A 24,087-nucleotide genomic window follows, 5' to 3' on the forward strand; every position below is an offset into this window, starting at 1 on the left:
AGCGAGTTTATGGTATACATACTGGCTTTTATAGTGTCTTTTGCTGTCGTGGTTCTGCTTATTCCACCGCTTGGTCGATTGGCTCACCGGCTCGATTTTGTGGACAAGCCTCGGGAAGATGTGGAGCGTAAGCTACACAGGCAACCTATCCCGCTCACGGCGAGTTACGCGATATTTACTGGATTTTTCCTGACATACATTGCTCTGACGAAAGAAATCACATGGGAAACAGCGGCTCTGGTCGCTGGTGGTATGCTTCTGCTAACGATTGGTACCGTCGACGACTGGTACAAAACAAAAGGCAAAGATTTTCCTGCCCTGCCCAAAATGCTCGTACAGGTCTCTGCTGCAGTACTCGTATTTGCTTCTGGCATTGCGTTTACCGGATTCGTGAATCCCTTCAACGCGGAATATGTCATGCTTCCAATCTGGCTGCAATTCATTCTCACGATCCTGTGGATCTTCGGGGTGACAACAGTCATCAACTTCTCGGACGGCATGGACGGACTGGCTGGCGGATTATCGGCCATCTCGGCAATTACCCTGTTCATCGTGGCGCTTGCCAAAGGTCAAAGTGATTCCGCACTCATGTCGATCATTCTGGTCGGTGTAACGATTGGTTATCTGAAGTACAACAAAGCTCCTGCCAAAGTGTTCATGGGTGATGCAGGCGCTACGTTCCTTGGCTTCATTCTGGCGGTTATCGCTCTGGATGGTGCATTCAAACAAGCGACCATGTTGTCCATCTTCATTCCGATTCTGGCGCTGGGTGTACCGATCTTCGACAACATCTTTGTCGTTATCAAACGTTTCATTCAAGGTAAAGCGATCTATCAGGCCGATGCAAGTCAAGCTCATTATCGGTTGCTGCGTGCCGGATTGAATCAAAATCAGGTGGTGGGTGTGCTGTATCTAGTCAGCACATGTCTGTGTCTATCCTCCATTATTCTGATGTTAGTGGAGTTATAAAACCAAAATAACGATGAAAATAATAGAAGCCACCTTCATTGCGTTGAGGGTGGCTTTCTTATGATGTTTTTTTGGATCGCTTGCCTTTTTTTCGTTTCAGTTAAAGCGGAGTGATTCTAACTTACGATTTAACAGCCCCTGCCATAGCACCTCCAACAATGAAACGTTGCAAAGCAACATACAGGACAACCAGTGGCAAGGTAACAATCAGAATGCCACAGGCGAGCAACGGCCAGTTGTTCATGTACTGTCCATAAAATGTAAAGAGTCCTTTGGTTACCGGCTGATAATTCGGATCAGATAAATAAATGGTCGGCCCGATAATATCGTTCCATACACCAATCGCGGTAAGAATAATACCTGTTGCCAGGATCGGTTTCATTAACGGAACAAGGATAGTGAACAGATAACGTGTATATCCACTCCCGTCCATGGCTGCCGCCTCATCCAGTTCACGCGATATTGATTTGATATAACCCACAAACATGAGAAAGGCAATGCCCGTACCTGTCGTCTTCAATAAGATGTACCCGATTTGGGTGTTGTAAAGACCCAGATTATTGATCAGGGAAAACTGCGGAATGAGCGGGTTGGGAAGGTACATGGAAATTAGAAAGAAAATATAAATGATTGTGCTGAATTTAACATATCTGCGTGCGAGCGGGAATGCAGCAAATATAGATAAAATCAACGTCAGCAGGGTGGACATCCCTGTATAGAGCACACTGTTCCACATATACTGAGAGAAGTTCCCTTTGTTCCATGCTTCGGAAAAGTTCTCAAGCCGAATCCCTTCAGTAAGAGCTACAGGATCGAGCAGATACTCTGTCTGTGTCTTCATGGATACATTGAACAGATAGAATAGAGGGAAAACGTACAACGCAAGCATGAGCAGAACGATAACGTAGCTGACCATTCTGGACGTTTGGCTCTGTTTCATTACGCTTCCACCTCTCTTCTGCGAAGGTAAAATAAAGCGACCATCGATATGGTAAATACAAAGAGGAACTGAATCATCGCCACAGCAGAAGCCAAACCATAATCAGCCGTTCCTGTGCCAAATGCCGTAGCATAAACATCAAACGCAAGCGTCGTTGTATTGAACTTGCCGCCTGTAAGTACATAGATAATATCAAAGGTTTGCAATGCCCCTATGATAGACAAGAGCATGTTAACCGTGAATGCAGGAGCAATCATGGGGAATGTAATGTTCGTAAATGCTTTCCACCCCGAAGCACCATCCATGTAACCCGCCTCATACAGATCGCTTGGAATGGACTGCAGACCTGCAAGAAAAATCGTCATGGAGTAACCCATGTACATCCAGATCTGAACAAAAATAATCAATTCAAAGGCGATATTATAATCACCAAAAAAGTTGGAACTGGTACCAAAGAAATTCAGAAAGGACTGGGCTGGTCCGCCCAGCGGATTTGCAACGAGTTGCCAAATGAGTCCAGACACAGTAACCCCCAGCACCACTGGCAAAAAGAATACCGCGCGATATAATTTATCGCCTCTAAGCTTTTTATTGATCAAAATCGCTATAAACAAACCCACTGCATTTTGTATGATCACAACAGCAAACGCAAAGTATAAGGATCGCCCAATAGCATCCATTCGGTCTCCAGCATTGGATGCACCAAAAAATGTTTTATAGTTTTCAAAGCCGATAAAGCTCCATTCCTGGCCCCGAACACCAGTAGCATCTGTAAACGAAAACAGTATCGTCACAAGTGATGGACCGAAGCCAAACACGACATAAAGTAACAACGGAATGCTCAAATACAGATAAGGAATAAGTCTTGCCTTACCTTTCCCAAACGGATACATCGTCCTCACACCTTTCATGGGGTAAAACTAAGACATAAAAAAACCGGAATAACAGCCTTGTCTGGCCTGAAGGCTCAGACCCGAGCGCTATTCCGGCGCATGCGGCCAACTTGTGCCATGAATATGAATGATTATGAATTACTTTGGAGCAGCAGCATCCCAATCTGCTTGGGATTTACCTGCAAGCTCTTCCGGTGTTGCAATCGGTCCGGCTGGCTTGAGCATCTCTGCGTGAACGCTGGCCTCCGAAATGTACTGTCCTACATTCTGACGGTTAATGAACAACTGATCCCAAGAAAGTTTAAAGTCCTCCAGGTAAGGCTGAATGCCTTGGATAAACTCACTTGTCATCTCCACATCAGGCTGTGTAGGCAGGAAGCCGGCTGCATTCACAAATTCCGTGTAGTTCTCTTTCTCCGATAACATATCAAGCCATTTCATTGCGTAATCCTTGTTCGGTGAGTTATCCACCACCATCCAGGTCATATCGTATTTACCCGCCAGATTTTTGTTCTTGGCTGCATCATTGCTACCTGGAATTGGGAAATATCCAAACTTTAGATCAGGGTTGGCCGTTTGAATTGTTGTTGCATCCCAAGTGCCGTCAGCAATCATAGCCACCTTGCCTGTAGCGAACAAACTGGGCAATGTTCCGTAGTCAATACCCATGAAACCAGGCATTGCATTGTTCATCAGATCCTGAGATTTCTGCAAGACTTCAAGTTGAACCGGATCAGTCAGCTTGGTTTCACCAGTCCATAGACCTTTGATATAAGCAAGCTGATCTTCATGAATAGAGGCCTGAAGCCCTTGCACCGCAAGACCTATTGGCCATACATCTTTACCCGCCAGACCCAGCGCTTCGACACCATTGTCTTTGAACACTTTGATAACATGTTGCAATTCATCCCAGGTTGTAGGGATTTCCAGATTATATTTTGCGAAGAGTTCCTTATTGTAGAACAGTCCTGTGAATGCCACCTTGCCCATGTTTACACCGTACACCTTATCGTTATACGTCATTGCGTTCTGTACATCCGCTTCATTGTAGTTTTTGATAAAAGATTGATCAGACAGATCACTGATTAACCCGGCATCGATCCATTGCTTCCACATCGGATCAGCAGCACCACTGGACCATTCCTGCGGAGCGCCTACAAAGCTTGATTTGAGTGGAATGATATCTACGTCCCCATTACTTCCGGCGTTCATCCGTGTTTGCATCAACTGATCGTATGTCGCGTCTGCCGGAACCGTAGTATATTCCACCTTTACGTCCGGATATTTCGCTTCAAATTTCGTATTAAACTCTTTGATGTAGTTGTTAATATTCTCTTGCTGCCAGTGAATGATCTTCAAGGTAACTTTTTTGCTGCTGTCTGTAGCCTGAGTTCCTTCTGATTCCGAAGAGCTGTTACTACAAGCGGCGAGCACACATAATAAAGCGGTTACAAGTACAATGGTTAAAGTCATTTTCTTCATTTTCGTTGTCCCCCAAATTTTTGAATTAAATCTACGAAATCAGTTTCGTTAATTCCACCCTTATTATGACTTCAGATCTTTATTTTGTAAATAGTCATTTTGTTTTTTTGATTTCCATGCTTTAACACGCTTGATAAAAGCTTTATTTATTGCTGTATACGTTGAAATCAAGGTACCCTTTACGATAGTCACGAAAGTTACGAAACACAGCACATGACATAATTTCATTTAAGCCCCAGACAACCCGGCATTCCTTTAAATGGACTCAAAATCTGTAAAATAATTAAGATTACGAGCTAAAATTCGTCCTTATTTTCGCGACAAACCTCCTTGATCACTTCAAACCTATGGATGCATATCATTTCAAGTGTGAAACCCTCTCTCTGCTGTTGACTCTCCGGTCTATGTAGCATAGAATACTTGCAAGAAAGCGAAAAAACCGATACAGCCCCAGTTTACGAAACCAGTTTAGGAATTCGAGGGATGTTTATGAATATCAAAACGATAGCGAGTTTAGCCGGCGTGTCTGTAGCCACGGTGTCCAAGATTATCAATAACTATCCAGATATTAGCGAGGAAACGCGCCAGCGTGTGCTTAAAATTATGGAAGAGACAGGCTATCGTCCATCTTCTTCAGCCAAAACACTGGCAACCAAAAAATCCAGCCTCGTTGGCGTTGTGTTTGCAGGGAAGCTGAACGTGGATTTCAGCCACCCTTTCTTCGTACAGGTTATCAATGCGTTTAAGAAACAAATTGGCTTGCTTGGATACGATCTACTCTTCTTCTCGAATGAGAAGTTTCTGGATCAGGGTGAGGACTACTTGGCGAGATCCAAGTATTTTCAAGTGGATGGCTGTATTATTATTGCGGGGGATGAGGTCGAGAGCAGCATATTCGACCTGGATGCCAGCCCGATTCCTTGTATCGGAATAGATATCGAGCTAACAGGACAAAGCTCCTGTTACATCATGTCCGATAACGATAAGATCTCAACCAAAGTTGTAGAACAATTTTATATGAACGGTTATCGAGATGTTGGTTTTATCGGGCTGGAGCGCGCCTCTCTTGTGATGCAACAGAGAGAGATGGCTTTCAAACGTTCACTAAATCAGTTTAGTCTTGATGAAAAGTCCGAGTGGGTTGTATACAGCAAAGATTATGCCGCAGCGGATGGATACGAAGCGGCCAAGAAAATGCTCGCCTGCAAGACTCTGCCACGTGCCGTGTTTGCAGCCACAGATCTACTTGCCTTTGGAGCTATTCGTGCCTTTAAGGAAGTGGGGTTACGCATTCCAGAAGATATAGCTGTGGCAGGTTGTGACGACATCGAAGCCTGTCGTTATACCGATCCACCGCTAACAACCGTCAAGCAGGATACGGATAAAATTGGACGCCTTGCTGCCATGATTCTGTTTGATCTGATGAACAAACAAATGGATAATCGTTGCATTAAAGTAGAGCCGGAACTGGTTGTGCGTCAATCCTGTGGTACAGCCATGCTGCTGGCACAGGAAATCTGAGCGTTAAGTCTTTGGGACTGGCTGCTGCAGATCAATTCACATCATAGACATAGCGATTTTTCATAAAACTCCACACCAAAAAGCAAAAAGGGGATGTCCCATAAGTCATGAATATGACAGAGGACATCCCTTGTTCGTGTTATTTTGTTTTAATGAACCTGAGACACGCTATTCGCTCCCATTTGCCCAGATCTGAGATCTAACAAATTACAGAGACGTTATTTCGTCGATTCGGTCGATTTTTTAGGTTTTGACAACGTTTTATGACGTAATAGCGTTACTGAGATTCGTTAAATCTTGCAAGCGTTGATGTTCTGCCTTTTAAGGTGCGGCAGGTTCGTTAGCGCTTGGAGCGAAGCGGAATTCCTTTTGAGACAGCCCCATTTGCGATGCTGAGTGAACGGACAGTCCTGCTCTGAGATCATGGTTATATCGAGAAAGTTCCTGCTATCTGGAAGCGGCAGTAGGCAGCTTGCCCTCTACTGTCTGCAAGTCAGACCATCCGGGTCGATCAAGTTCAATGAGACGGCGGTATCGCTCTTCCCCAGCCAGCAATTGTTCGTGAGAACCCTGCATGGCAATCTTTCCATTTTCCATAAAAATAAGTTCGTCCATCTGTTCCGCACCAATCAGGTGATGGGTGACCCAGATCATCGTTTTGCCTTGCAAGCTATCCAGAATGGTTCGCATCAACTCGCGTTCAGTCACAGGATCAAGCCCAACGGTTGGTTCATCCAATATAATAACAGGTGTCTCCCGGAGCAGTACCCGGGCCAGTGCAATTCGTTGCCTTTCCCCACCGGAGAAACGCAGACCTGTCTCCAGCATCGGCGTATCATATCCCTGCGGCAAGGATTCGATCAGACCGGATAAACCTACTTGGGCGGCCACCTGACGAATCTGCTCATCTGTTGCATGCGGACGTCCAATCCGCAAATTATTGGCTACCGTGGTGTCGAACAGGTGTGGGCTTTGATTCAGCACCGCAATGACATCAGTGACACTCTCACCCAAGGTTTGCACAGGCATATTATTGATCAGAACTTTCCCCGCAGACGGAAGTAATGCCCCCTGAATCAGCTTCAACAAGGTTGATTTGCCGCCGCCGCTTCGTCCAAGAATGGCTAATCGTTTGCCTTGTGGCAGATGAAGAGATACGTCCTGTACGGCGTAGGAATCATCCGCTGCATAACGGTAACTTACGCGATTAATCTCGATGTCTGCTCTGAGTTTGGGTGGAATGCGAAGACGAATTCGTCTGTCCGGCATATCATTCGCAGCTGGCAAGCACTCGAATGGCTGTCCAGCCATCACGTTGCCGTTTTTTACTACAGAGATCGATTCGCCCGTTCCATCCGCATCACCGGCTCCATTCTGCAACGGAAGATAATCTTTCCCTTCGAGCTGCTTCAAGCGATCCAGTGATTCCCGGTACTGTGGAAGATGCTCCACTGCATCCCCTACAGGCAGAAGTGATTCCGTAAGTGGAAATAACACCAGCACAAAAGCAGCAATCATCACGGCAGGCAATTGCCCGATAGAAGCGGCATTTCCGGCCCATAACGTAACCGATACCACCAGCAGGCCAATGACAGTCTGAGCCATCAGATCACGCCAGCGTGTCCAGCGCCGCAACTTGCGACGAATCACGTCGACCTGTTCCTCCGCTTCTTCCTGCTGCTGAACAAATTCGGCCGCTCGTCCACTTGCAAGCCAATCTCCCAGTCCAAGTACACCGTCGGTCAGACGGGTATACAACCTGCTGTTTTCCTTTTTCAGCCGTACACGCCATTTCCACGTCACTTTCAGGGAGATCGCAGGTAACACGGCAACGAGAAATAACATATACAAGCCCATCCACACCGCAAATCCCAGATCAACACTGCCAAAGGCAATCACAGCCCCACCGTACATTACAAGTGCGGTAACGGCGGGAAAAACAGTACGCAGATAAATATCCTGTAACCGCTCCACATCATCGGCGAGTGCTCCAAGTACATCCCCGGTCTGCATACGAGAACGCAGGAACAAGGCCTGTGGCTCCAGAATGCGATATAATTTCACCCGTTGATCGGCCAACACCCGCAGTACGGCATCATGTCCTGCCAATCGCTCGATATATCGAAACACGGCGCGGAATATCCCAAATGCACGTACACCAACAATAGGTACATACACCATCAAAATATTTTCAGGACGCAGCGCAGACTTGGAGATCAGAAATCCGGAGGTAAACAGCAGCAGTACCGCACACAGTGTAGCGCATGTACCTAGCGCAATGACTGCGATGAATCTCCAGCGGTACTGTGCCACATACGGAGCAATCCAGCTATTTTTTTCTTTTCCGTTACGGACGTTCTCCATATGTTCATATCCGGACTTCATTTTATATCGCCTCCATCTGGGCCTGAATCATCTGATAATATACACCTTGTCGTGCCAGCAATTCCTGATGTGTTCCCGTCTCTGCCACTGTGCCGCCATCCATGACAATAATTCGATCCATATGTGGCATCCAGTGCAGACGATGGGTAGCCAAAAATACAAGTTTTCCTTCAAATAGCGGCAGCATCGTCTGTTTCAGTTCATACTCTGTTTCCACATCCAGATGTGCTGTCGGTTCATCAAGCAGCAGGATGTTTCGTTTACTAAGCAAAGCTCTTGCTAGCGCCACCCGTTGCTCCTGCCCACCACTGAGCTGTCTACCACCAGCCCCAATAGGCTCATGCAACCCACTGGATAATGAGGTCAGAAGCTTGGTTAATCCAGCTGCGCTAACGGCCTTCGCCACTTCCGCATCCGATGCCTCCGGCATATAGAAACGAACGTTATCGGCCAGGCTTCCACTAAAGATATACGGATGCTGCGGGATAGCTGCTGTCTGTCTTCGCCAGGATTCAAGCATATCCTGTGACACAGGCTGTCCGTTGGCTAATACTTGGCCTGAAGTAGGAAGCTGAAATCCAGCCAATACATCAATCAACGTGGACTTGCCTGCTCCGCTGGTGCCAATAATACCGATTTTGCCAAGACCCGTGATCTGAAATGTGACATCCTTTAGCGAATAAGGACCTTCATCATCATGCCGTACCTGTACATCCGTTAGAGCCAATCTGCTATGCTCATTCCAAGAGAACACTGAGGAAGAAACAAGCTCAGGAGTAGTAGAAACAGAAGCAGAAACAGAAGCAGGAGCAAGATGCCCCGCAGCCGTTTTATCATTCAACACGACACGTATGGTCGAAGTAGCGACTTTCCTTTTACCCAAAGATAATGATGATGCGGATCCCGTCCCATCCTCTGCCATGTCCGCATGCGCAACAACATTTGCATAGGCTTCTTTTTGTTTCTGTTCAGCAGCTTTCCCCCGTTCAATCACTTGGTTGATAGCCGCTCCAGCTTCCTTACCGTCCAATGTGGCATGATAATCAGCGCCGAGCATACGTACAGGCAGGAAATATTCGGGTGCCAAGATCAGTACCGTCAGCGCAGGGCCAAGTAGCATATGCCCTTCTGTCAGACGTAATCCCAGACCAACTGCTACGGAAGCAACGGACAACATCGTAAAGAAATCGAGTGCAAACGAAGAAAGAAAAGCCATGCGCAGAGTAGACATCGTTGCTTTCCGATACCGCTGACTGACCCGCAGAATGGACCCTTCATGTGTTTTGCTCTGTCCCAATGTTTTTAGCGTTTCCAGCCCCCGCAGGGTATCGACAAAATGGTTAGCGAGTGCTTTGTAGGATCTGAATTGTCCGTCTATCTTACGCTGAGCTGCGAGGCCAATCAGAATCATGAACACGATCAGAATCGGGAGTGTCAGCATCAGAATAACCCCGGACATCAGATCCAGCTTGAACACATACAGCAGAATGACGATAGGTGTGAATCCTATGCCCAGCATGCGAGGAATGAATAGTTCAAGATACGTCTTGTATTGAGCTGTCCCCTCACGTGCCAGCGTGACCAGATGGCCTGTGCCCTCCGTCTTCGCATAACGCGGTCCAAGTCTGAACCACTGCTCCACCATCTTTCTGCGCAGATCGGTCCCTGTCCTCTCCGCATATCGCGAAGTCACGAGTTGTAACCAGAAGGATAGGGCGTAGCGGGCGGCAAAAGCAGCCAGGAACAGCAGCAGTACAGGGTACTGCTCCGTTACGGATGAACCTTCAAACAATGCCGTGATGGCCTGTGCCAGCCATTTGGCTTGCATAATGATCGTCATCGCCTGTAGCAGCACCAGCGCTGAGGCCAGCGCAAGTACCGGCCGGATGCCCGGCAGCTTCATCAGCCCCCGTCCCATATCAGTACTCCAGGTGGTGCTGCTCGTTCAGACGTTTGCGGAAGATATAATAGCTCCAGATCTGATAACCGAGAACAAACGGCAGCAAAGTGCAAGCTACAATGGTCATTACTTTCAATGAATAAGCACCAGATGCAGCATTGTATACAGTCAGGTCATATGCCGCCCCAAAGGAACTCACCATCACTCTTGGGAAAAGTCCGATAAAGACCGAGGCAAAGGCAATTGCAATCACTGCCCCTGTCATACCAAAAGCCCAGCCTTCACGCTTCTGACGAACAAAGTATGCCGCAAGTGCAAGCGAAACTGCGCCAAGTACAACCATGATCCAAAGAGCCCAGCCGCGTACGGCGAACACATCGGTCATGAAATACGTCATTAACGCGTAAACAGCGAGCAGTGCAGCCAGCGGCAGCATCAATTTTTGCGCTGTCTTCAAGGCACGCTCTCTGAGATCACCTACTGTTCGTAGTGATGCAAACAGCAATCCATGAACCAGACACAGCAGGGTTACACTCAAGCCACCAATCACGGTGTACGGATTAACAATATCGAGGAATCCTGCACGCAACTGCATCTCCCCATCAATGGGCAGACCCTTCATCAGCGTGGCAAAAACCACGCCGAACAGGAACGGTAAAAGCGCACTGGAGACCACAATGATGATGTCCCATGTTTTGCGCCAGCGCTGCTGTTTCATTTTACTGCGGAATTCGAAAGCAACTCCGCGACCAATCAAGGCGAGTAACACCACTACAAGTGGAAGGTAAAAACCACTGAACAACGTGGCATACCAGTGCGGGAAGGCGGCAAACATCGCGCCCCCTGCCGTAATAAGCCATACTTCATTACCATCCCAGAACGGACCAATCGAGTTGATCAGGGTCCGGCGTTCACGGTCCGTTTTGGCAATAATGCCTGTAGACATCCCCACACCAAAATCAAAACCTTCCAAAAAGAAGAAACCAACAAACAATACGGCAATCAGCAAAAACCACAACTCACTTAGTGACAACGGAATAACCTCCATCCACGCCGAACGGATCGGCCGATTCATCGTGATCTTCTGGCTTCTCGACCGCAAACGGTCCTGCTTTGATCTCACGTACGAACAGGTATACCATCACGATTCCGAGAACCGTATACGCAGCGGTAAAAGCGATGGTCGAGAACAGGATCGTTCCTGCGGATACGTTTGGCGAGACCCCGGCTTCGGTTGTCATATAGCCAAATACTGTCCATGGCTGTCTTCCTACCTCGGTCATAATCCAACCTGACGTATTGGCGATAAACGGCAGGGAGATGGCGAACACCATCAGACGCATAAACCACTTTCCAGCGACCTCCAGCTTCTTACGCATGGCTAGGAACGTACCGTATAGCGCCAATGCAATCATTAAACCACCCGCTGCGATCATAATGCGGAAACTCCAGAATGTTGTCCGTACCGGCGGGATGTAGTCCCCCGGTCCATACGTCTGTTCATACTCAGCTTGAAGCTCCTTCATACCTTTGACACTACCGGAGAACTTGCTGTAGGACAGGTAACTGAGCAATCCAGGGATTTTGATCTCACCCGTACTCTCCTGTTTATCCGGGTCAATAAAAGCGACCACCGTCCATGGCGCCGGATCTTCTGTCGTTGTCCATGTGCCCTCACTGGCTGCCATCTTCATCGGCTGTGTCTCCACCAGATATTGCGCCTGAAAGTGACCCGAGAATGCGACGCCGAATGAAGAAACAAGAGCGATAATGATCGCAATATTAAACGATTTGCGGAAGATCTCCACATCCTGCTTTTTCATCAATTTGTAGGCACTGATCCCGGTTACGACGAAGGCCCCTGTCATCAATGCCCCAAAGATTGTATGTGGGAACTCGACGAGAAGCTGACCATTTGTGATGAGTGCAAAGAAATCATTCATCTCGGCTCGTCCGTTGTTAATCTCAAACCCAACAGGATGTTGCATAAATGAATTGGCTGCCAGAATCCACAGCGCGGACAGGAATGTGCCGACAAACACCAGCCAGATGCAGGCTAGATGCACTTTTTTGGACAAACGATCCCAGCCAAATATCCACAATCCAATAAATGTAGACTCCATAAAAAACGCCAGTAGCGCTTCAATAGCCAGTGGCGCACCGAACACATCCCCGACAAATCGGGAGTACTCGGACCAGTTCATGCCAAACTGGAACTCTTGCAGAATACCTGTGACAACCCCGACGGCAAAGTTAATCAGGAACAGTTTGCCCCAGAACTTGGCCATCGTTTTGTAAATCTCCTTACCCTTAACAACGTACAACGTCTCCATAATCGCAACCAACAGCACAAGACCGATGGATAGCGGGACAAAAAAGAAATGGAAAATCGTTGTAAGTGCATATTGGATACGCGATAACATAATCGGATCCATACCGTTACCCCTTCTTTCTGTTCACTTCGCAGTATGCGTATTTGGCATTGAAGCTGCACCTTCGCTGTCTGTCCGCCAAATACGTTGATGAACGTATTGTGCCAGATTACCTATTTTATACATGTGAGAATTATCACAATCTTCGTCTCTAGAGCAAAAAAAAGTGATCCTGGTCACACAAAAGATAAAATTCAGCCTATTATCACAGCTTGCCAACTTCATCTATTCATGGAAGATACTCATGTTTGGGACGGAATGCCCATATGTTAGTCTCAGGCATATCATGCGAAGTACCGTGAGGGCTTTACATATGAAGTGAAAGCATGAAGCACATGCAGAGCGAAGACGCTCCATATTACAGTCAAGGTGAGGTGAACTATTCATGGAAAAACCTGCACCACTGCCAGGTGAAGACGCCGAAGCCAGCCTGGATAAGGCCAATACAACACAGCCCCCTGTCCGGTATGTTCTCTTCCCTCGCAAAGGAGGCTGGTCATCCTTTCCCTATCCCGATATTGCTGCACTGCTGTCGATCGAGGGAGAGGTCTACTATGTCAGCAGCCTGACACAAACAGAAGATGTACCTTCGGTCATTACCGTCATCTCCCTCCCTGATGCCGAGCAGCTATTACTGGAACCTCGCACCGTAGCCGTAGTCGCCCATCCCTACTGGCTAATGGCTACAGCTTCGCTGGAGCCTGAGCTATGTATTGCCCTGCTCCCTGAGCCTGCTGGAAACGAAGCAGAATCTCCGCTATGGGAGAGCAGTATTTCCAAACTGGTCGGCATCGCCGATCTGGTAGGCACATCCTCCGAAACACGTTATATGAAGCTGTTATTCCAAGGCGTACGTGTTATCTGGCTGGGCGGAGAAGACCCTGCACCTGCGGGTACGATGCAAAGGGATGATCTCGAAGTCCCTCTCCGGGACTACGAACTGCTCTTCTTGCATGCGCTACGGCAGATCCTGTCAGGCACTCCAGATAGCGTCACCCTGCTTCAATGCAGTGTACGTGCCGACTTCTACCGTCAGCTCCGTGCCAAAGCAGGTGCACATGAGACGATATCCTTTTTGCTGGCAGCCTATGAGTACTTGCTTGAAGATCCGCGGGCCGTCCATTCGTTGCAAGAGGCCTTCACCCATGCGGTCATGAATGATCGCAGTGATTGTGTGGTCTCCCATTATCGATTCCTGTCTGCCATCCATGCCCGGGCTGGACAGTTGGAGGACGCCCTGCGGGTGTATGGAATTAGTGCAGCAGATGAACAAGAACGGCATCATTATGAACAGTTATGTCGCTGGCTTGAGGCAGGAGAAGATCAACTTGTACGAGCGGAACTACTCCGTATGAACGATGATTACGGAAATGCCCTGCGTATCCTGGACGAACTTGGCGGAGAAACGGCGAGACATTGGAAATTCCGCATTTACCAGGAGACTGGACGTGTGGAAGAAGCACTGGCTCTGGTGCATGCAGTCGATATTCAGGATGATGCCAGTCGCCGGGATTACCAGCAATTATCCGGCAGTGCGCTGGCACTGCGAGGGGAACGACACGGGGCAGTCCGACATTTCCTTGAGACAGCACTGGAGGATGAAGATGCGCTGGCCCGGATTGTGGAGCTGGAGCTGTTGGATCATGCTGTACAGCAATTGCTTGGGGAGGTGCCATGATGCTGGACCCGAAGAAGCGTAGACAACAGTTGAATGGGCCAATGGTGCACAGGGATATCCGAACCGAAACCACTTACACGCCAACGGAAACAGTCGATCGAACACATACAGACGCATTGGGAAATGGCGATCACACCCCGGATCATGCACAACCAACGCAGGACATCCGAAGCCAAGTGCATCACTGGAATGATTCACAAGGTCAGGCAGAACAGAATGCTGCTGTAACACATGAGGAAACAAGTATATTCAAAGAACCCTTCTCCATTCGTCGGGTTCGCAAAAGCAAAGGCAACAAGCTGACCGCCATGCTCCAGGTTCGCAATGAACGCGGCCGATACCTTGAAGAAGTATTGCATGATCTGAGTGAGTTCGTGGATGAGATTGTCATTGTGGACGATGCCAGCACAGACGGAACACCGGACATATGCAAAGCCTATCCAAAGGTGGTCCGTCTGGAGGTATTGGAGAAACCACTGTTCGCCGAGGAATGGCGACTTCGCAACACCTTGTGGCAAGCGGCTGCGGGAACATGTCCCGACTGGTTGCTCTCAGTTGATGCGGATGAGCTGTACAGCTCAGAGGCCAAGAAAGCCATACGCACTCTGATTAATCAGGAGTATGCGGACTGGTTTGCATTCCGATTCTACGACATGTGGGGTGGCCGGACCCACTACCGGGAAGATGATCTCTGGTCTCTGCACAAACGGCATACCGCTTCACTTGTACGATATATGCCTGGATATCCTTATTTTTATCCACAACAGAATCATCATGTTCCCCGTCTTCCCTTGTCCTGCACGGTATTGCCTGGAGTCAGCACGGAATTGAAGGTTCAACATCTCGGCTGGGCCGGCAGTCTGGAGGACCGGGTTCGTAAATATTTGCGTTACAAACGCATTGATCCTAGTGGTGAATGGGGCAATCTTGCACACTACGAGTCGATTCTCGATCCGGAACCTCGGCTGATTCCCTGGAAGGAGGGACCGTGAGATGGGCGTGGTGAGTATTCTGACGCATAGTTTCACCGACGGGTACAACCGGGAATTCGGTCGTGTATTTGGTGGTGGACTGGAACGCTATATTCTGGATCTGTGCAGTGTCATCCGTGGACTCGGGCATATTCCCGAGGTTCATCAGCTGTCTTATTTTGAAGCATTCCAGACTCGGACGGAGCAGATTGACGTATTTGGTTATTCGTACGACATGGATAATGTACCCGAAGCTTTTGAGCGGATGGCAGCCGCAGCGCGCGGCCCAGTGATCTATGCCAGCTGTCTGTGGCAACCCATCACCTACAAAGCCGGCAGTCTTGGCATCTGTCACGGCATTAACTGGGATCGTCCCGGACTGCCACTGGAGACCAAACAACAAGTCGCGGAACATATTCAACTGGCTCTGGATGGACTCGTGCGCATTGTATCCGTGGATTCTCACTTCCAGACCTTTTGCCGAGCTGCGTGCACCTATACCGATCCAAGGCAGGTTGTCCTGATTCCCAATGCGGTGGATACGTCCTATTTCACACCTGCCCCACCAACGCGAACCTTTGAGCAAGAACAGGAAGACGAATGGCTTGTCGCATGGAGGAATGATCTGGCAAGTCATGTAGAGAGTGCTGGTGCAGTTATATCAGGGGTGCAAGCTGTAGAAGGCAAGGGGGGAACGAGTCGTGATGAAGCGGACAGTGGTAAGGCTAACAGAGATGGAGGTGAGGATACAGATAGCGATCAAGAACGAGAGGGGAAAGAAACGGTAGATTTCCATTTGAATATATCGAAACTGGAAGAAGTCGAGGTAGATGGAGAAACGTATAGGTTTGCTCATAATCACCGGAATTCAAAGGATTGGGCTACGGAGATTCTAGTAGAAGCAGATGCTGAGTATCAGGTTAATGGTCCGATTCAGGGACAGGTTGAAAAGGAAACTGTGGATGCCCGTATAACCTCTCCCCGCCCAATTCGCATTATCTATCCACGCCGCATCAGCATGGAACGGGGTATTATTCCAATGATGCTGGCAGCGGATAAACTACTTGGAGCCTTTCCAGATCTGGAGATTGAATTTGCCGGGGAACTGGTCGAAGGCAGCACGGTCGGGAGAGTCTTTCGTTACTGGCATCGTACTCATCCACATGCGGAGCGAATTAACCAGCGCACGTATGATTTCCGGGATATTCGGGAGGCCTACCATCAGGCAGATATCGCTGTGATTCCAACTGTGTTCTCGGAAGGCACCTCCTATGCCTGTCTGGAAGCGATGAGCTGTGGACTTCCGGTAATTGCCTCCAATGTTGGCGGATTGAATGATCTGATTCAGGATGGTTTTAATGGACTCCTGGTACCTCCTGGTGAGCAGGAACTAACCGCCGCACTGGTACGCCTTGTACAGGATCGGGCCGAGCGAGAACGGCTGGGAATCTATGCGCGCGAGACTGCACTGTCCTATGATCTTGCCAGGTGGCGGAGCCGGTGGAGCACGGTGTTGGAATCTTTTTTGGCAGAGACAGGATTGAAGGAGGGAATTCGGGGATGATGGATACGCCCAAGGCAACGGAATTCATGGAATCAAGATACATTCGGCAAAGTGACCCTAAAACGGACACACTGGTCTTCCCGCTGCATCCGGCATGGTGGAGCCGTCCCTACGAATATGAATGGGCCCGGCAGTTTGCACGTCCAGATGATGTCGTCCTTGATGCAGCCTGCGGCATCTCCCATCCGTTCAAATTCTGGCTTGCAGAACACTGCCGCGAGGTTCACGCTTGTGACTGGGATGAACGTATTTTGTCTGAAGAGGCGATAAGACTGGATATTGTTTCTGATTTTGGGGAGCAAGCCGCTCAGGATCTGCCGGAATCAACTCTCGTCCGATTGCACCGTGCACAGGCTAATCTGGCCCAGCTTCCGTACGAGTCGGGTAAGTTTGATCGGGTGTTCTGTATCTCTGTATTGGAGCATCTGGATACGGGCACGATGCTGCGAGCTTTTCGTGAATTCGCTCGGGTGCTGAAACCAAACGGACAGTTGATCGCCACCTTCGATGTACCCGAGATGCGGCCGGATCTGCTGGAGACAATCATGGCTGTCACCGGATTAACCATTGAAGATAAGCTGAATGTGAAAGAGCCAGACGATGCCATCTGGTCTGATATGTACGGCGCGCCGATCCGCTGTTTTCGAGCGGTGATATGCAAAGGTTGAAACGAATTGGGTTACGTTGAGTTAAGTGCAGAGTGGAAGATTGAGGGCTTAAGGGCTCGACCCATTGGCAACGGAACAATACACGGTTCGGGCAATGCTCCGATTACCGGTAGCTCCGTTGCTTTTGCAATTTCAATCGGATGGGCTAGTGCGGGAATATATGGGGATGTAGAGGGGTTGGAGGTTCGGGACTAGGACTAGGACTAGGACTAGGAATAAGAGATTAGTGATTAAAGATTAAAGATTAAAGATTAAAGATTAAAGATTAAAGATTAAAGATTAAAGATTAAAGGAAATTATAGGTGTACCAGTAACATGTTGCACTGGTTGGTGTACTCTTTGGCATAGGCTGCGCCGGGTGCTGTCAGGCGCAACAGGGTTTGCAGGCCCGGCGAGATTGTCGTCGCCGGGCGACCTGTAGCGGCAGGTTGCCGCGCAGTGAGTTGGGCCGATTTGGCCCATTCACGCGCCAGGTTCTGCCGCCCGGCGAGCAGCGCGAGCGTGCCCGCGAGGAGCGCGTGAGCGGTACGCTCCGGGGCGGGCACTTCGTCCGCGTGGGGCTGCTGCGCGCCGTCAGGCGTGCCGCATAGCGCAAGCAGCCCTTCGCGGACGCTCGCGGGTGCGCGCAGCAACCCGCAGCGTGCCGCAGGCGGAAGCGCTGCGAGCAACGCCAGCGCGCCGCGGGGCGGCAGGGCTTGCAGCAGGCGCAGCCATGCGGCCCAGGCGCCTACGCCGGCGAGCGCTTGCGCAGCGGCGAGCACGTCGCCAGGCGCAGGCGTGGCCGGGCCAGCGGGCGTTGCGCCGCGGGGCGGGCTGCCGCAGCTGCACGCCGAGGCGTAGCTGCCGGCCAAGGCCCCGCGCTGCAGCAGCGCCTCGGCGGCGTGGGTCGCTGCGGGCAGCGCTGCCGCATGGCGAGCCGCCGCTCGGGCGTTGCGCCCGCCGGGCTGCTTGTGGCCCAGCGCCCACAGCGCCAGGGCCGCCTCTGGCCCGTGCTGCGCATGCGCCGCCCAGGGCTGCAAAGCCGCCCGAGCCGAGGCGTCCTCGCCCAGCTGGGCCAGCGCAAGCCCGGCGGCCAGCGGCTGTGCCCGCAGCGGGCCAGCAAGCGCCGCCGCATGGCGTAGCAGCCACTCCGGCCGATGCGCGGCAAGCGCGGCCGGGATCAACGCTTGCCATGCCGCAGGTGGCAAGCTTACCCGGGCTGCGACGCTGGCGATGGCATGCGGCCGCCCTGTGGCTGCGGCCAACAACAACAGCCGCTGCCATGCAGCCATGCTGCCGGGTTGCATGCTCAGCGCCGCCGTGTACGCGGCTTCTGCCTCTACCCAGCGGCCAGCCCGTTCATGCGCCATGCCTTCCAGCGTCAGGCTACGGTAGGTTCCAGCACCAGAGACTGATGTATACCTGCTGGCTGTGAAAGCAGCTGATTTAGCCTGATTTAACCAATTCAAGGCCACGTTCTCTCTCCCTTGATCCAGTTCAAGTACAGCACCAAGCTCCAACAAATCCGGAAAATCCTCATACACGGGCGCCCATGCTTCCACCACAGCAAGCGCCCGTTCCGGGCTGCCAATCTCTCGCCAGGCGTAAGCCGTTTTCAGCACCAGATCCGAGTGATATCCGCAATCCGGCATAAGTTGTGCCAATAATGGCTGTAACAAACGGAGTGTTTCATCATACTTCGCTTGCTGAAACCACTCGGCAGCCAGAGCATATAACAACTCCGGTTGATCTCCCTCCTGATTCAACGCGGAACGTATCAACTGCATGTTGCGTGCACCTTTATTTTTGGCAGTAATCGCCTGCTCCAGATATCCGTAATGAATGACTTCAAGTCCAGAATGAAGCACACCTTGCGAAGCCAGTGCCATGATGGAAGAAGCAATCTCTTCATGAATTCTGCCCTGAAAGGCAATTCGGGGATCATTTCGGAACAATCGACATACCGCATCCGTCACACGCTCTTCACCGGACACACCCAGCAGACTTGTGACCTGTATCCAGTATCCCCACACGTCATCCCTACTTGCCGCTAACAACCGCATGAGTTCTGTCTTCATCTGAGGGGTCTGTACCCATACCTCATCCGCATCAAGCACCAGAATCCACGGTTTCGTAGCAGCGGTCAGCGACAGATTACGGGCTTCACTGAAATTTCCGTTCCATTCCGTTCGGATTACAACGGCACCATGAAGGCGGGCAATTTCAGTTGTATCATCTACCGATCCTGTGTCTACAACGATGATCTCATCCACAACATCCCTGACTGCATTCAAACACCGCTGGAGTGAACCGGCTTCATCCTTCACGATCATACACAAGCTAATCCCTATGCCCATATTCATCACCACCCCTCACCAACGGAGTTCACCCCACCCATTAGCCTGCTGATTTAAGTTTGACCCCGGACCTGCCTGATCCCCTCTCAGCTCTCAAACCCGTCCGCTCCCGGCAACTCCAGCCGAATATGCTGAACGACAGGCCAACAACGGTGCCGCTGTCCATCTGCATGCTGAGCGAACACCTCCAGATGATGGTCCGCAGCACTGACCAATCCTTTCACCAGCCAGCTTGTTCCCGTCAGGGTATCCGAAGCCCCAGGGAACGAATCAATGTCACTCACCTTCCCGTTTTCCTTTTTCCCTTCCATCTCTTTCTCCTTCTCTCCCATTCGAACGCTCTGTTCCACCGATAATCCTTCTCCAGCCAATTGCTGTCGACACATCTGAATTAGGCTATGCAGCTCTTTCCATCTCCCTGACTGTACACATCCTTCCATCATCAGTCCGAGCGCCTGCCAGCCATCATACTCTGCTCCTGCAACCGTTCCGTCCATACCGGAGTCCGTGTCCTTCTTCTTTGTCGCTCTCAGACCAGCAATTCGTCCTGTCTGCACAGCAGGTTCCTTATTCGTTACTGCCCCAGCCTGAGAACTACGCTTCAACCACAAGGTCAATGGATCATCTCCGTTGGCTTTCTTCCCCTCGATCCACTCCAAACGTTCGAGCCATCGTGCAGACGAGATCGCGAGTAGCCCTTTTTTCCGCTGCACAGGTTCCAATTTCAGACGCGCCTTGTTCCATCTTCCCTGTTGGATTTGGAGCATCGACTCCGCCACAGATAAACGCTCCCTCATCTCTGCGGAGGGTTGTGAGGATATACCCGATAACAATTGCAGAGCCGCATCATAACAACGAGATTGCTCCAGAATACCCAATACTTTGTGTGTAGCCTCTTCCGAACTGAGTGCAAAGCGCTCCCTCACCAGCTCTGGAATCTGATGTTCCTGCCCGGAGACTCGCATAATTCGGAATATCCGATAGAGCGGCGGTAACAGACTGGATTTGGCACGTACCGCTTCCACGTAAGCATCTACCGCACCCTCCAGATCTGCCCTTCCTTCCAGTAATCGTCCTAACGTATACCACGTCTGATAGGTGCCGATGCCTTCTTCCGTATGATATATGGGTGGAGGTGGTCCCATACGGACAGCTTCACGCAGCGAATATTCTGCCCGATCTGCATCACCCAAGGCGTCTGCACATACCCCGCGATGGTGCATCAGATCCGTGTACTCTGGAAAGAGTTCAAGCGCAGCATCAATGCGATCTAATGCCTCCTGCCAGCGATTCAGATGCTGGAGACAACGAACTTCATATTTGAACAGCAAATGCGCGTAACTGGTCACCGCAGGATCAATCCCCATCCGAGCCACACCAAACGTCTCCAACGCCCGCTCCGCTTCCCCCACACGCAGATACTCGACACCCAGATTATAGTGATGGAACGGCTGATCTGGTTCTTCCTCCACTGCCTGTTGCAGCAGGCGAACATTACGGTTCACCTTATCTTTGCGCTCCACAATCGCCGTCTGATACCCATAATGATGGATGACCATGTCCGTCACATGAAATGCAGCCTCTGGATTCCCACGACAGATCGCCGCCGCAATCTGCTCATGAATTCGACCTTCGAACCGATGCTCCGGGGCATTACGGAAGAGACGCAAAACCGGATTCACTGTAACCCCCTGCTGACCCGTACCTGTATAGTTATGAATGTTTAAAAACAATCCGTCACATCCGCTGACCGACGTCCAGCTCCTGATCTGCTCCCGCGCAGCCCTATCGAGCGCCTCGTCCGCATCAAGAAAGAGAATCCAGTCGCCGGAAGCGCGCTCCAGGCCAGCATTCCGTGCTGCGGCAAAATCATCGCACCACTCAAATCGCACAACCAACGCGCCATATTGCTGCGCAATCTCCGCGCTGCGATCCGATGAACCGGTGTCCACCACAATAATTTCGTCCACCGCTCCCTGGACACTGGCAAGACAATGAGGCAGCAACTCTTCCTCATCCTTCACGATCATGCATAGGGAAATTCGTTCCGCTCGCAAGCTGATTCCTCCTTTCCTTTGCATGGAAAAGCGTACGCCACGGCATACCATCGGTCGTTCGCAGCCTTTGTTCCAGTGCATTATGTTGTGCAGCGAGTACACCTGAAGAAGGAGATCGAACCAATTCCTGCCGAATCGCCTCCATTGCCAATCGCATGTAACATACAGCTGCTCCAACTCGGGCCTGCCACATATCAGGCTCCCGCTCCAGAGCCTGCTCGAACAGAGACAGCGCTTGATCGTTGTGGCCTTTTGCATACAGCGTTTCACCCAACCAGAATAACCCTTCGGCATCCAGTTCACTCTCGGTCATGCACTGAATCAGGATGTTCGCGGCTACCATGGTATACCCGTGACGATACAGCAGACTTGCAAACTTTCGCCTTCGAGTTAAAGTCGTTCCCCAATGATCACACATCATCATGGCCCGCAACTCATGCAGTTGCTCAGCAAGTGTGAGCTGTCCTATCTTTACGGCTTGCTGCACAACCTTCTCTGCTACCATTTCTGCCTGCGGACCCCATTGAATAAGCTTCTGTTCTTGTGACGCAGGTTCCATGCTTCGCGGCTCTTTCGATAGCTGATCCAGCAGTCGATCCATGACCTTCCAAACGTTCTTTTCTTGTGGAAGCGTAGTTGCGAGGAACGCCTCGGATAATCTTAATCCGTTGGCCCAACAAGCCAGTGCCCAATCCATTCTGTGCCCAGCCAGCAGATTGACTTCATGCACACACCCCACGCTCCAGTGTTCTTCTGCCAGTTGCAGTGCTTCGGAAACCCTATTCGCACACAACATCCAATGTATTTGATCCGCTACATGGATACGAGCAGTACACGAATCTGCATCCAGCATTTTCAATGCCTGTTCATATGCTCCACAGCCTGTTAGAACATAAATCATTTGCACCAGATGATCCTCATTTGTCACTGCATATGAATGGGGCATTTCACCACGAATCAAATCACCGTGATCTGACTCTCCCATTCCTCTGCTTCTGGAAAGTAATGTTTCTGCTATGTTCTCATCCGTTTCACCGGATTGTTGTAGCACGTCTGCCAACCCGGCCCATGAAGGAGCATATGTGAACATGCTGTCCAGAGCCAGCCCGTACAGATGTGCAGACTCTTTATAGAATCCCCGTTTCTGTGCAAGTCTTGCCATCGCAGTATAGGCTCTGTAACTGTTAGAACCCGCTTCCGTTACATATGACGCGTCTAACGTGCTACCGCCATCACTGTGTCCAACACGGTCTATTCCCTCCCGACAGTCCGTTGCTCGAGCATACGATTGATATGCACGCTCCTCCAAACCTTGCAGCTCCAACGTCTCCCCATACAACAGGTGCAGATCAGCATAAGATGGATAACGCTGTCTTTCCACAGCCAGAATTGCATGCGCCTCGTCGTAACGTTCCGATCCCACAAGGGTCTTTGCATAATCTCTAACCAGTGTAGGTCGATATGGTGCGAGCAACTCTGTCAGGTGTAATGATTCACTGAACGCTTCAATTGCCTTTTCAACCTCACCAAGCTGGCAATACGTTACTCCCAGATTGTACAGGTGAAAAGGATGTTTCGGGTCATCCTGTAATTCACGCTCAATCAGTTTCAAATTACGTCTTGGCTTATGCTCTTGCGCAATCGTTGAAGCCAGATATCCATCATGAATCAGACATAATGGAGCAAGCGGTTCAGTCTCGATCAATTGGCTTTGTTCTCCTGTACAGGTCTCGCTCTTATCCATATCACCAGCCACTTCTTGGACAAGCTCCCTTGGGCCACTACGAACCAATTGCTCATGAATACGCCCCTTGTATCGATATCCTTGATGAGCACGGAATAGTCTCACCGGCTGGGAGATTACCCTCTCTTCCACCCCTTCACCGTATCGATTCTCTATGGTAATACGTAATCTTGAAATGCTTTTATGGACTTTAGGTAAATAATTCAGCAGTTCTTCCAATCCCTGCGTAACGTACTCATCCGCATCCAAACACAGGACCCATTCCGTGCTCGCCAGAGGCAGGCTGATATTTCGTGCATAGGCAAAGTCATCTTCCCAACAGGCGTGCAACACCGTTGCTCCATACGTTCTGGCGATCTCGGGTGTACGGTCAGATGAGCCAGTATCGGTGATAAAACATTCCGTGCTGATATGCTTTAAGCTGTCGAGACAGCGGGGCAGGTGATGTTCTTCATTTTGCACAATCATATGAATTCCAAGTAAACGGTTCTTCAAATCCAACCACCTCCAATACAAAAAAGTACATGAAGTCCACCAAAGGAACTCC

At 50.2% G+C, this 24,087-nt stretch carries 16 protein-coding genes; 6 read left to right on the forward strand and 10 right to left on the reverse strand.

Annotated elements, in window-relative coordinates; translation table 11 throughout:
* Positions 1-9: 9 nt before the first annotated feature.
* The gene (locus MKY95_RS31285; RefSeq protein ID WP_036613004.1) at positions 10-969 is read left to right on the forward strand and encodes an MraY family glycosyltransferase; all 960 of its coding nucleotides are present in this window, start codon (positions 10-12) and stop codon (positions 967-969) included.
* Between the two features lie 121 nt (positions 970-1,090).
* Here MKY95_RS31285 and MKY95_RS31290 read toward each other — a convergent pair whose 3' ends face one another.
* The 3 genes from MKY95_RS31290 to MKY95_RS31300 all read right to left on the reverse strand — a co-directional run bounded on the left by MKY95_RS31290 (position 1,091) and on the right by MKY95_RS31300 (position 4,284).
* The gene (locus tag MKY95_RS31290) at positions 1,091-1,909 is read right to left on the reverse strand and encodes a carbohydrate ABC transporter permease (RefSeq protein WP_036667927.1); all 819 of its coding nucleotides are present in this window, start codon (positions 1,907-1,909) and stop codon (positions 1,091-1,093) included.
* Complete coding sequence (locus tag MKY95_RS31295; RefSeq protein ID WP_076320327.1) at positions 1,909-2,802, reverse strand: sugar ABC transporter permease; 894 nt, start codon at positions 2,800-2,802, stop codon at positions 1,909-1,911. The genes MKY95_RS31290 and MKY95_RS31295 overlap by 1 nt, the downstream gene beginning before the upstream one ends.
* Positions 2,803-2,940: 138 nt before the next feature.
* Positions 2,941-4,284, reverse strand: a complete 1,344-nt coding sequence (locus MKY95_RS31300) for an extracellular solute-binding protein (RefSeq protein ID WP_076320328.1) — start codon at positions 4,282-4,284, stop codon at positions 2,941-2,943.
* A 489-nt stretch (positions 4,285-4,773) separates the two neighbouring features.
* On the opposite strand from MKY95_RS31300, the gene MKY95_RS31305 reads away from it, so the two are divergent.
* Positions 4,774-5,805 (forward strand): LacI family DNA-binding transcriptional regulator, encoded by a 1,032-nt coding sequence (locus MKY95_RS31305; RefSeq protein ID WP_076320341.1) that lies wholly within the window; start codon positions 4,774-4,776, stop codon positions 5,803-5,805.
* Positions 5,806-6,252: 447 nt separating this feature from the next.
* Here MKY95_RS31305 and cydC read toward each other — a convergent pair whose 3' ends face one another.
* From cydC to MKY95_RS31325, 4 genes are read right to left on the reverse strand one after another with little or no spacing between them, the layout of a single operon-like run.
* The gene (gene cydC, locus MKY95_RS31310; RefSeq protein ID WP_076320329.1) at positions 6,253-8,190 is read right to left on the reverse strand and encodes a thiol reductant ABC exporter subunit CydC; all 1,938 of its coding nucleotides are present in this window, start codon (positions 8,188-8,190) and stop codon (positions 6,253-6,255) included.
* 1 nt (position 8,191) lies between these two features.
* Positions 8,192-10,108: a thiol reductant ABC exporter subunit CydD gene (gene cydD, locus MKY95_RS31315; protein WP_076320330.1), complete on the reverse strand. Its 1,917-nt coding sequence runs from the start codon at positions 10,106-10,108 to the stop codon at positions 8,192-8,194.
* Position 10,109: 1 nt separating this feature from the next.
* Positions 10,110-11,165 (reverse strand): cytochrome d ubiquinol oxidase subunit II, encoded by a 1,056-nt coding sequence (gene cydB, locus MKY95_RS31320; RefSeq protein WP_244898245.1) that lies wholly within the window; start codon positions 11,163-11,165, stop codon positions 10,110-10,112.
* Positions 11,110-12,525 (reverse strand): cytochrome ubiquinol oxidase subunit I, encoded by a 1,416-nt coding sequence (locus MKY95_RS31325; RefSeq protein ID WP_076320331.1) that lies wholly within the window; start codon positions 12,523-12,525, stop codon positions 11,110-11,112. The genes cydB and MKY95_RS31325 overlap by 56 nt, the downstream gene beginning before the upstream one ends.
* A gap of 382 nt (positions 12,526-12,907) precedes the next feature.
* On the opposite strand from MKY95_RS31325, the gene MKY95_RS31330 reads away from it, so the two are divergent.
* From MKY95_RS31330 to MKY95_RS31345, 4 genes are read left to right on the forward strand one after another with little or no spacing between them, the layout of a single operon-like run.
* Positions 12,908-14,200, forward strand: coding sequence for a hypothetical protein (locus MKY95_RS31330; RefSeq protein WP_076320332.1), 1,293 nt, complete (start codon positions 12,908-12,910; stop codon positions 14,198-14,200).
* Positions 14,197-15,192, forward strand: a complete 996-nt coding sequence (locus MKY95_RS31335; protein WP_256721364.1) for a glycosyltransferase — start codon at positions 14,197-14,199, stop codon at positions 15,190-15,192. The genes MKY95_RS31330 and MKY95_RS31335 overlap by 4 nt, the downstream gene beginning before the upstream one ends.
* Position 15,193: 1 nt before the next feature.
* The gene (locus tag MKY95_RS31340) at positions 15,194-16,735 is read left to right on the forward strand and encodes a glycosyltransferase (RefSeq protein WP_256721365.1); all 1,542 of its coding nucleotides are present in this window, start codon (positions 15,194-15,196) and stop codon (positions 16,733-16,735) included.
* The gene (locus tag MKY95_RS31345; protein ID WP_076320333.1) at positions 16,732-17,403 is read left to right on the forward strand and encodes a class I SAM-dependent methyltransferase; all 672 of its coding nucleotides are present in this window, start codon (positions 16,732-16,734) and stop codon (positions 17,401-17,403) included. Before MKY95_RS31340 ends, MKY95_RS31345 begins: the two co-directional genes overlap by 4 nt.
* Before the next feature lie 296 nt (positions 17,404-17,699).
* Here the strand turns inward: MKY95_RS31345 and MKY95_RS31350 are convergent, their stop codons facing one another.
* The 3 genes from MKY95_RS31350 to MKY95_RS31360 all read right to left on the reverse strand — a co-directional run bounded on the left by MKY95_RS31350 (position 17,700) and on the right by MKY95_RS31360 (position 24,035).
* A complete protein-coding gene (locus MKY95_RS31350) occupies positions 17,700-19,715 on the reverse strand; it encodes a glycosyltransferase family 2 protein (RefSeq protein WP_179088727.1) in 2,016 nt (671 codons plus the stop codon).
* A gap of 110 nt (positions 19,716-19,825) precedes the next feature.
* Positions 19,826-21,796, reverse strand: coding sequence for a glycosyltransferase (locus MKY95_RS31355; protein ID WP_179088728.1), 1,971 nt, complete (start codon positions 21,794-21,796; stop codon positions 19,826-19,828).
* Complete coding sequence (locus tag MKY95_RS31360) at positions 21,753-24,035, reverse strand: glycosyltransferase (protein ID WP_076320337.1); 2,283 nt, start codon at positions 24,033-24,035, stop codon at positions 21,753-21,755. Before MKY95_RS31360 ends, MKY95_RS31355 begins: the two co-directional genes overlap by 44 nt.
* Between the last annotated feature and the right edge of the window lie 52 nt (positions 24,036-24,087).

The organism is Paenibacillus sp. FSL P4-0176, assembly GCF_037975265.1.
In the GTDB taxonomy this organism is placed as follows: Bacteria; Bacillota; Bacilli; order Paenibacillales; family Paenibacillaceae; genus Paenibacillus; species Paenibacillus amylolyticus.

Excerpts from the sequence above, each read along its gene's own strand:
- cydC (WP_076320329.1), bottom strand. The coding sequence starts at position 8,190 with ATGAAGTCCGGATATGAACATATGGAGAACGTCCGTAACGGAAAAGAA.
- MKY95_RS31345 (WP_076320333.1), top strand. The coding sequence starts at position 16,732 with ATGATGGATACGCCCAAGGCAACGGAATTCATGGAATCAAGATACATT.
- MKY95_RS31305 (WP_076320341.1), top strand. The coding sequence starts at position 4,774 with ATGAATATCAAAACGATAGCGAGTTTAGCCGGCGTGTCTGTAGCCACG.
- MKY95_RS31290 (WP_036667927.1), bottom strand. The coding sequence starts at position 1,909 with ATGAAACAGAGCCAAACGTCCAGAATGGTCAGCTACGTTATCGTTCTG.
- MKY95_RS31325 (WP_076320331.1), bottom strand. The coding sequence starts at position 12,525 with ATGGATCCGATTATGTTATCGCGTATCCAATATGCACTTACAACGATT.
- MKY95_RS31335 (WP_256721364.1), top strand. The coding sequence starts at position 14,197 with ATGATGCTGGACCCGAAGAAGCGTAGACAACAGTTGAATGGGCCAATG.
- MKY95_RS31300 (WP_076320328.1), bottom strand. The coding sequence starts at position 4,284 with ATGAAGAAAATGACTTTAACCATTGTACTTGTAACCGCTTTATTATGT.
- MKY95_RS31295 (WP_076320327.1), bottom strand. The coding sequence starts at position 2,802 with ATGTATCCGTTTGGGAAAGGTAAGGCAAGACTTATTCCTTATCTGTAT.
- MKY95_RS31330 (WP_076320332.1), top strand. The coding sequence starts at position 12,908 with ATGGAAAAACCTGCACCACTGCCAGGTGAAGACGCCGAAGCCAGCCTG.
- cydD (WP_076320330.1), bottom strand. The coding sequence starts at position 10,108 with ATGGGACGGGGGCTGATGAAGCTGCCGGGCATCCGGCCGGTACTTGCG.
- MKY95_RS31340 (WP_256721365.1), top strand. The coding sequence starts at position 15,194 with ATGGGCGTGGTGAGTATTCTGACGCATAGTTTCACCGACGGGTACAAC.
- MKY95_RS31285 (WP_036613004.1), top strand. The coding sequence starts at position 10 with ATGGTATACATACTGGCTTTTATAGTGTCTTTTGCTGTCGTGGTTCTG.
- cydB (WP_244898245.1), bottom strand. The coding sequence starts at position 11,165 with ATGAATCGGCCGATCCGTTCGGCGTGGATGGAGGTTATTCCGTTGTCA.
- MKY95_RS31350 (WP_179088727.1), bottom strand. The coding sequence starts at position 19,715 with ATGATCGTGAAGGATGAAGCCGGTTCACTCCAGCGGTGTTTGAATGCA.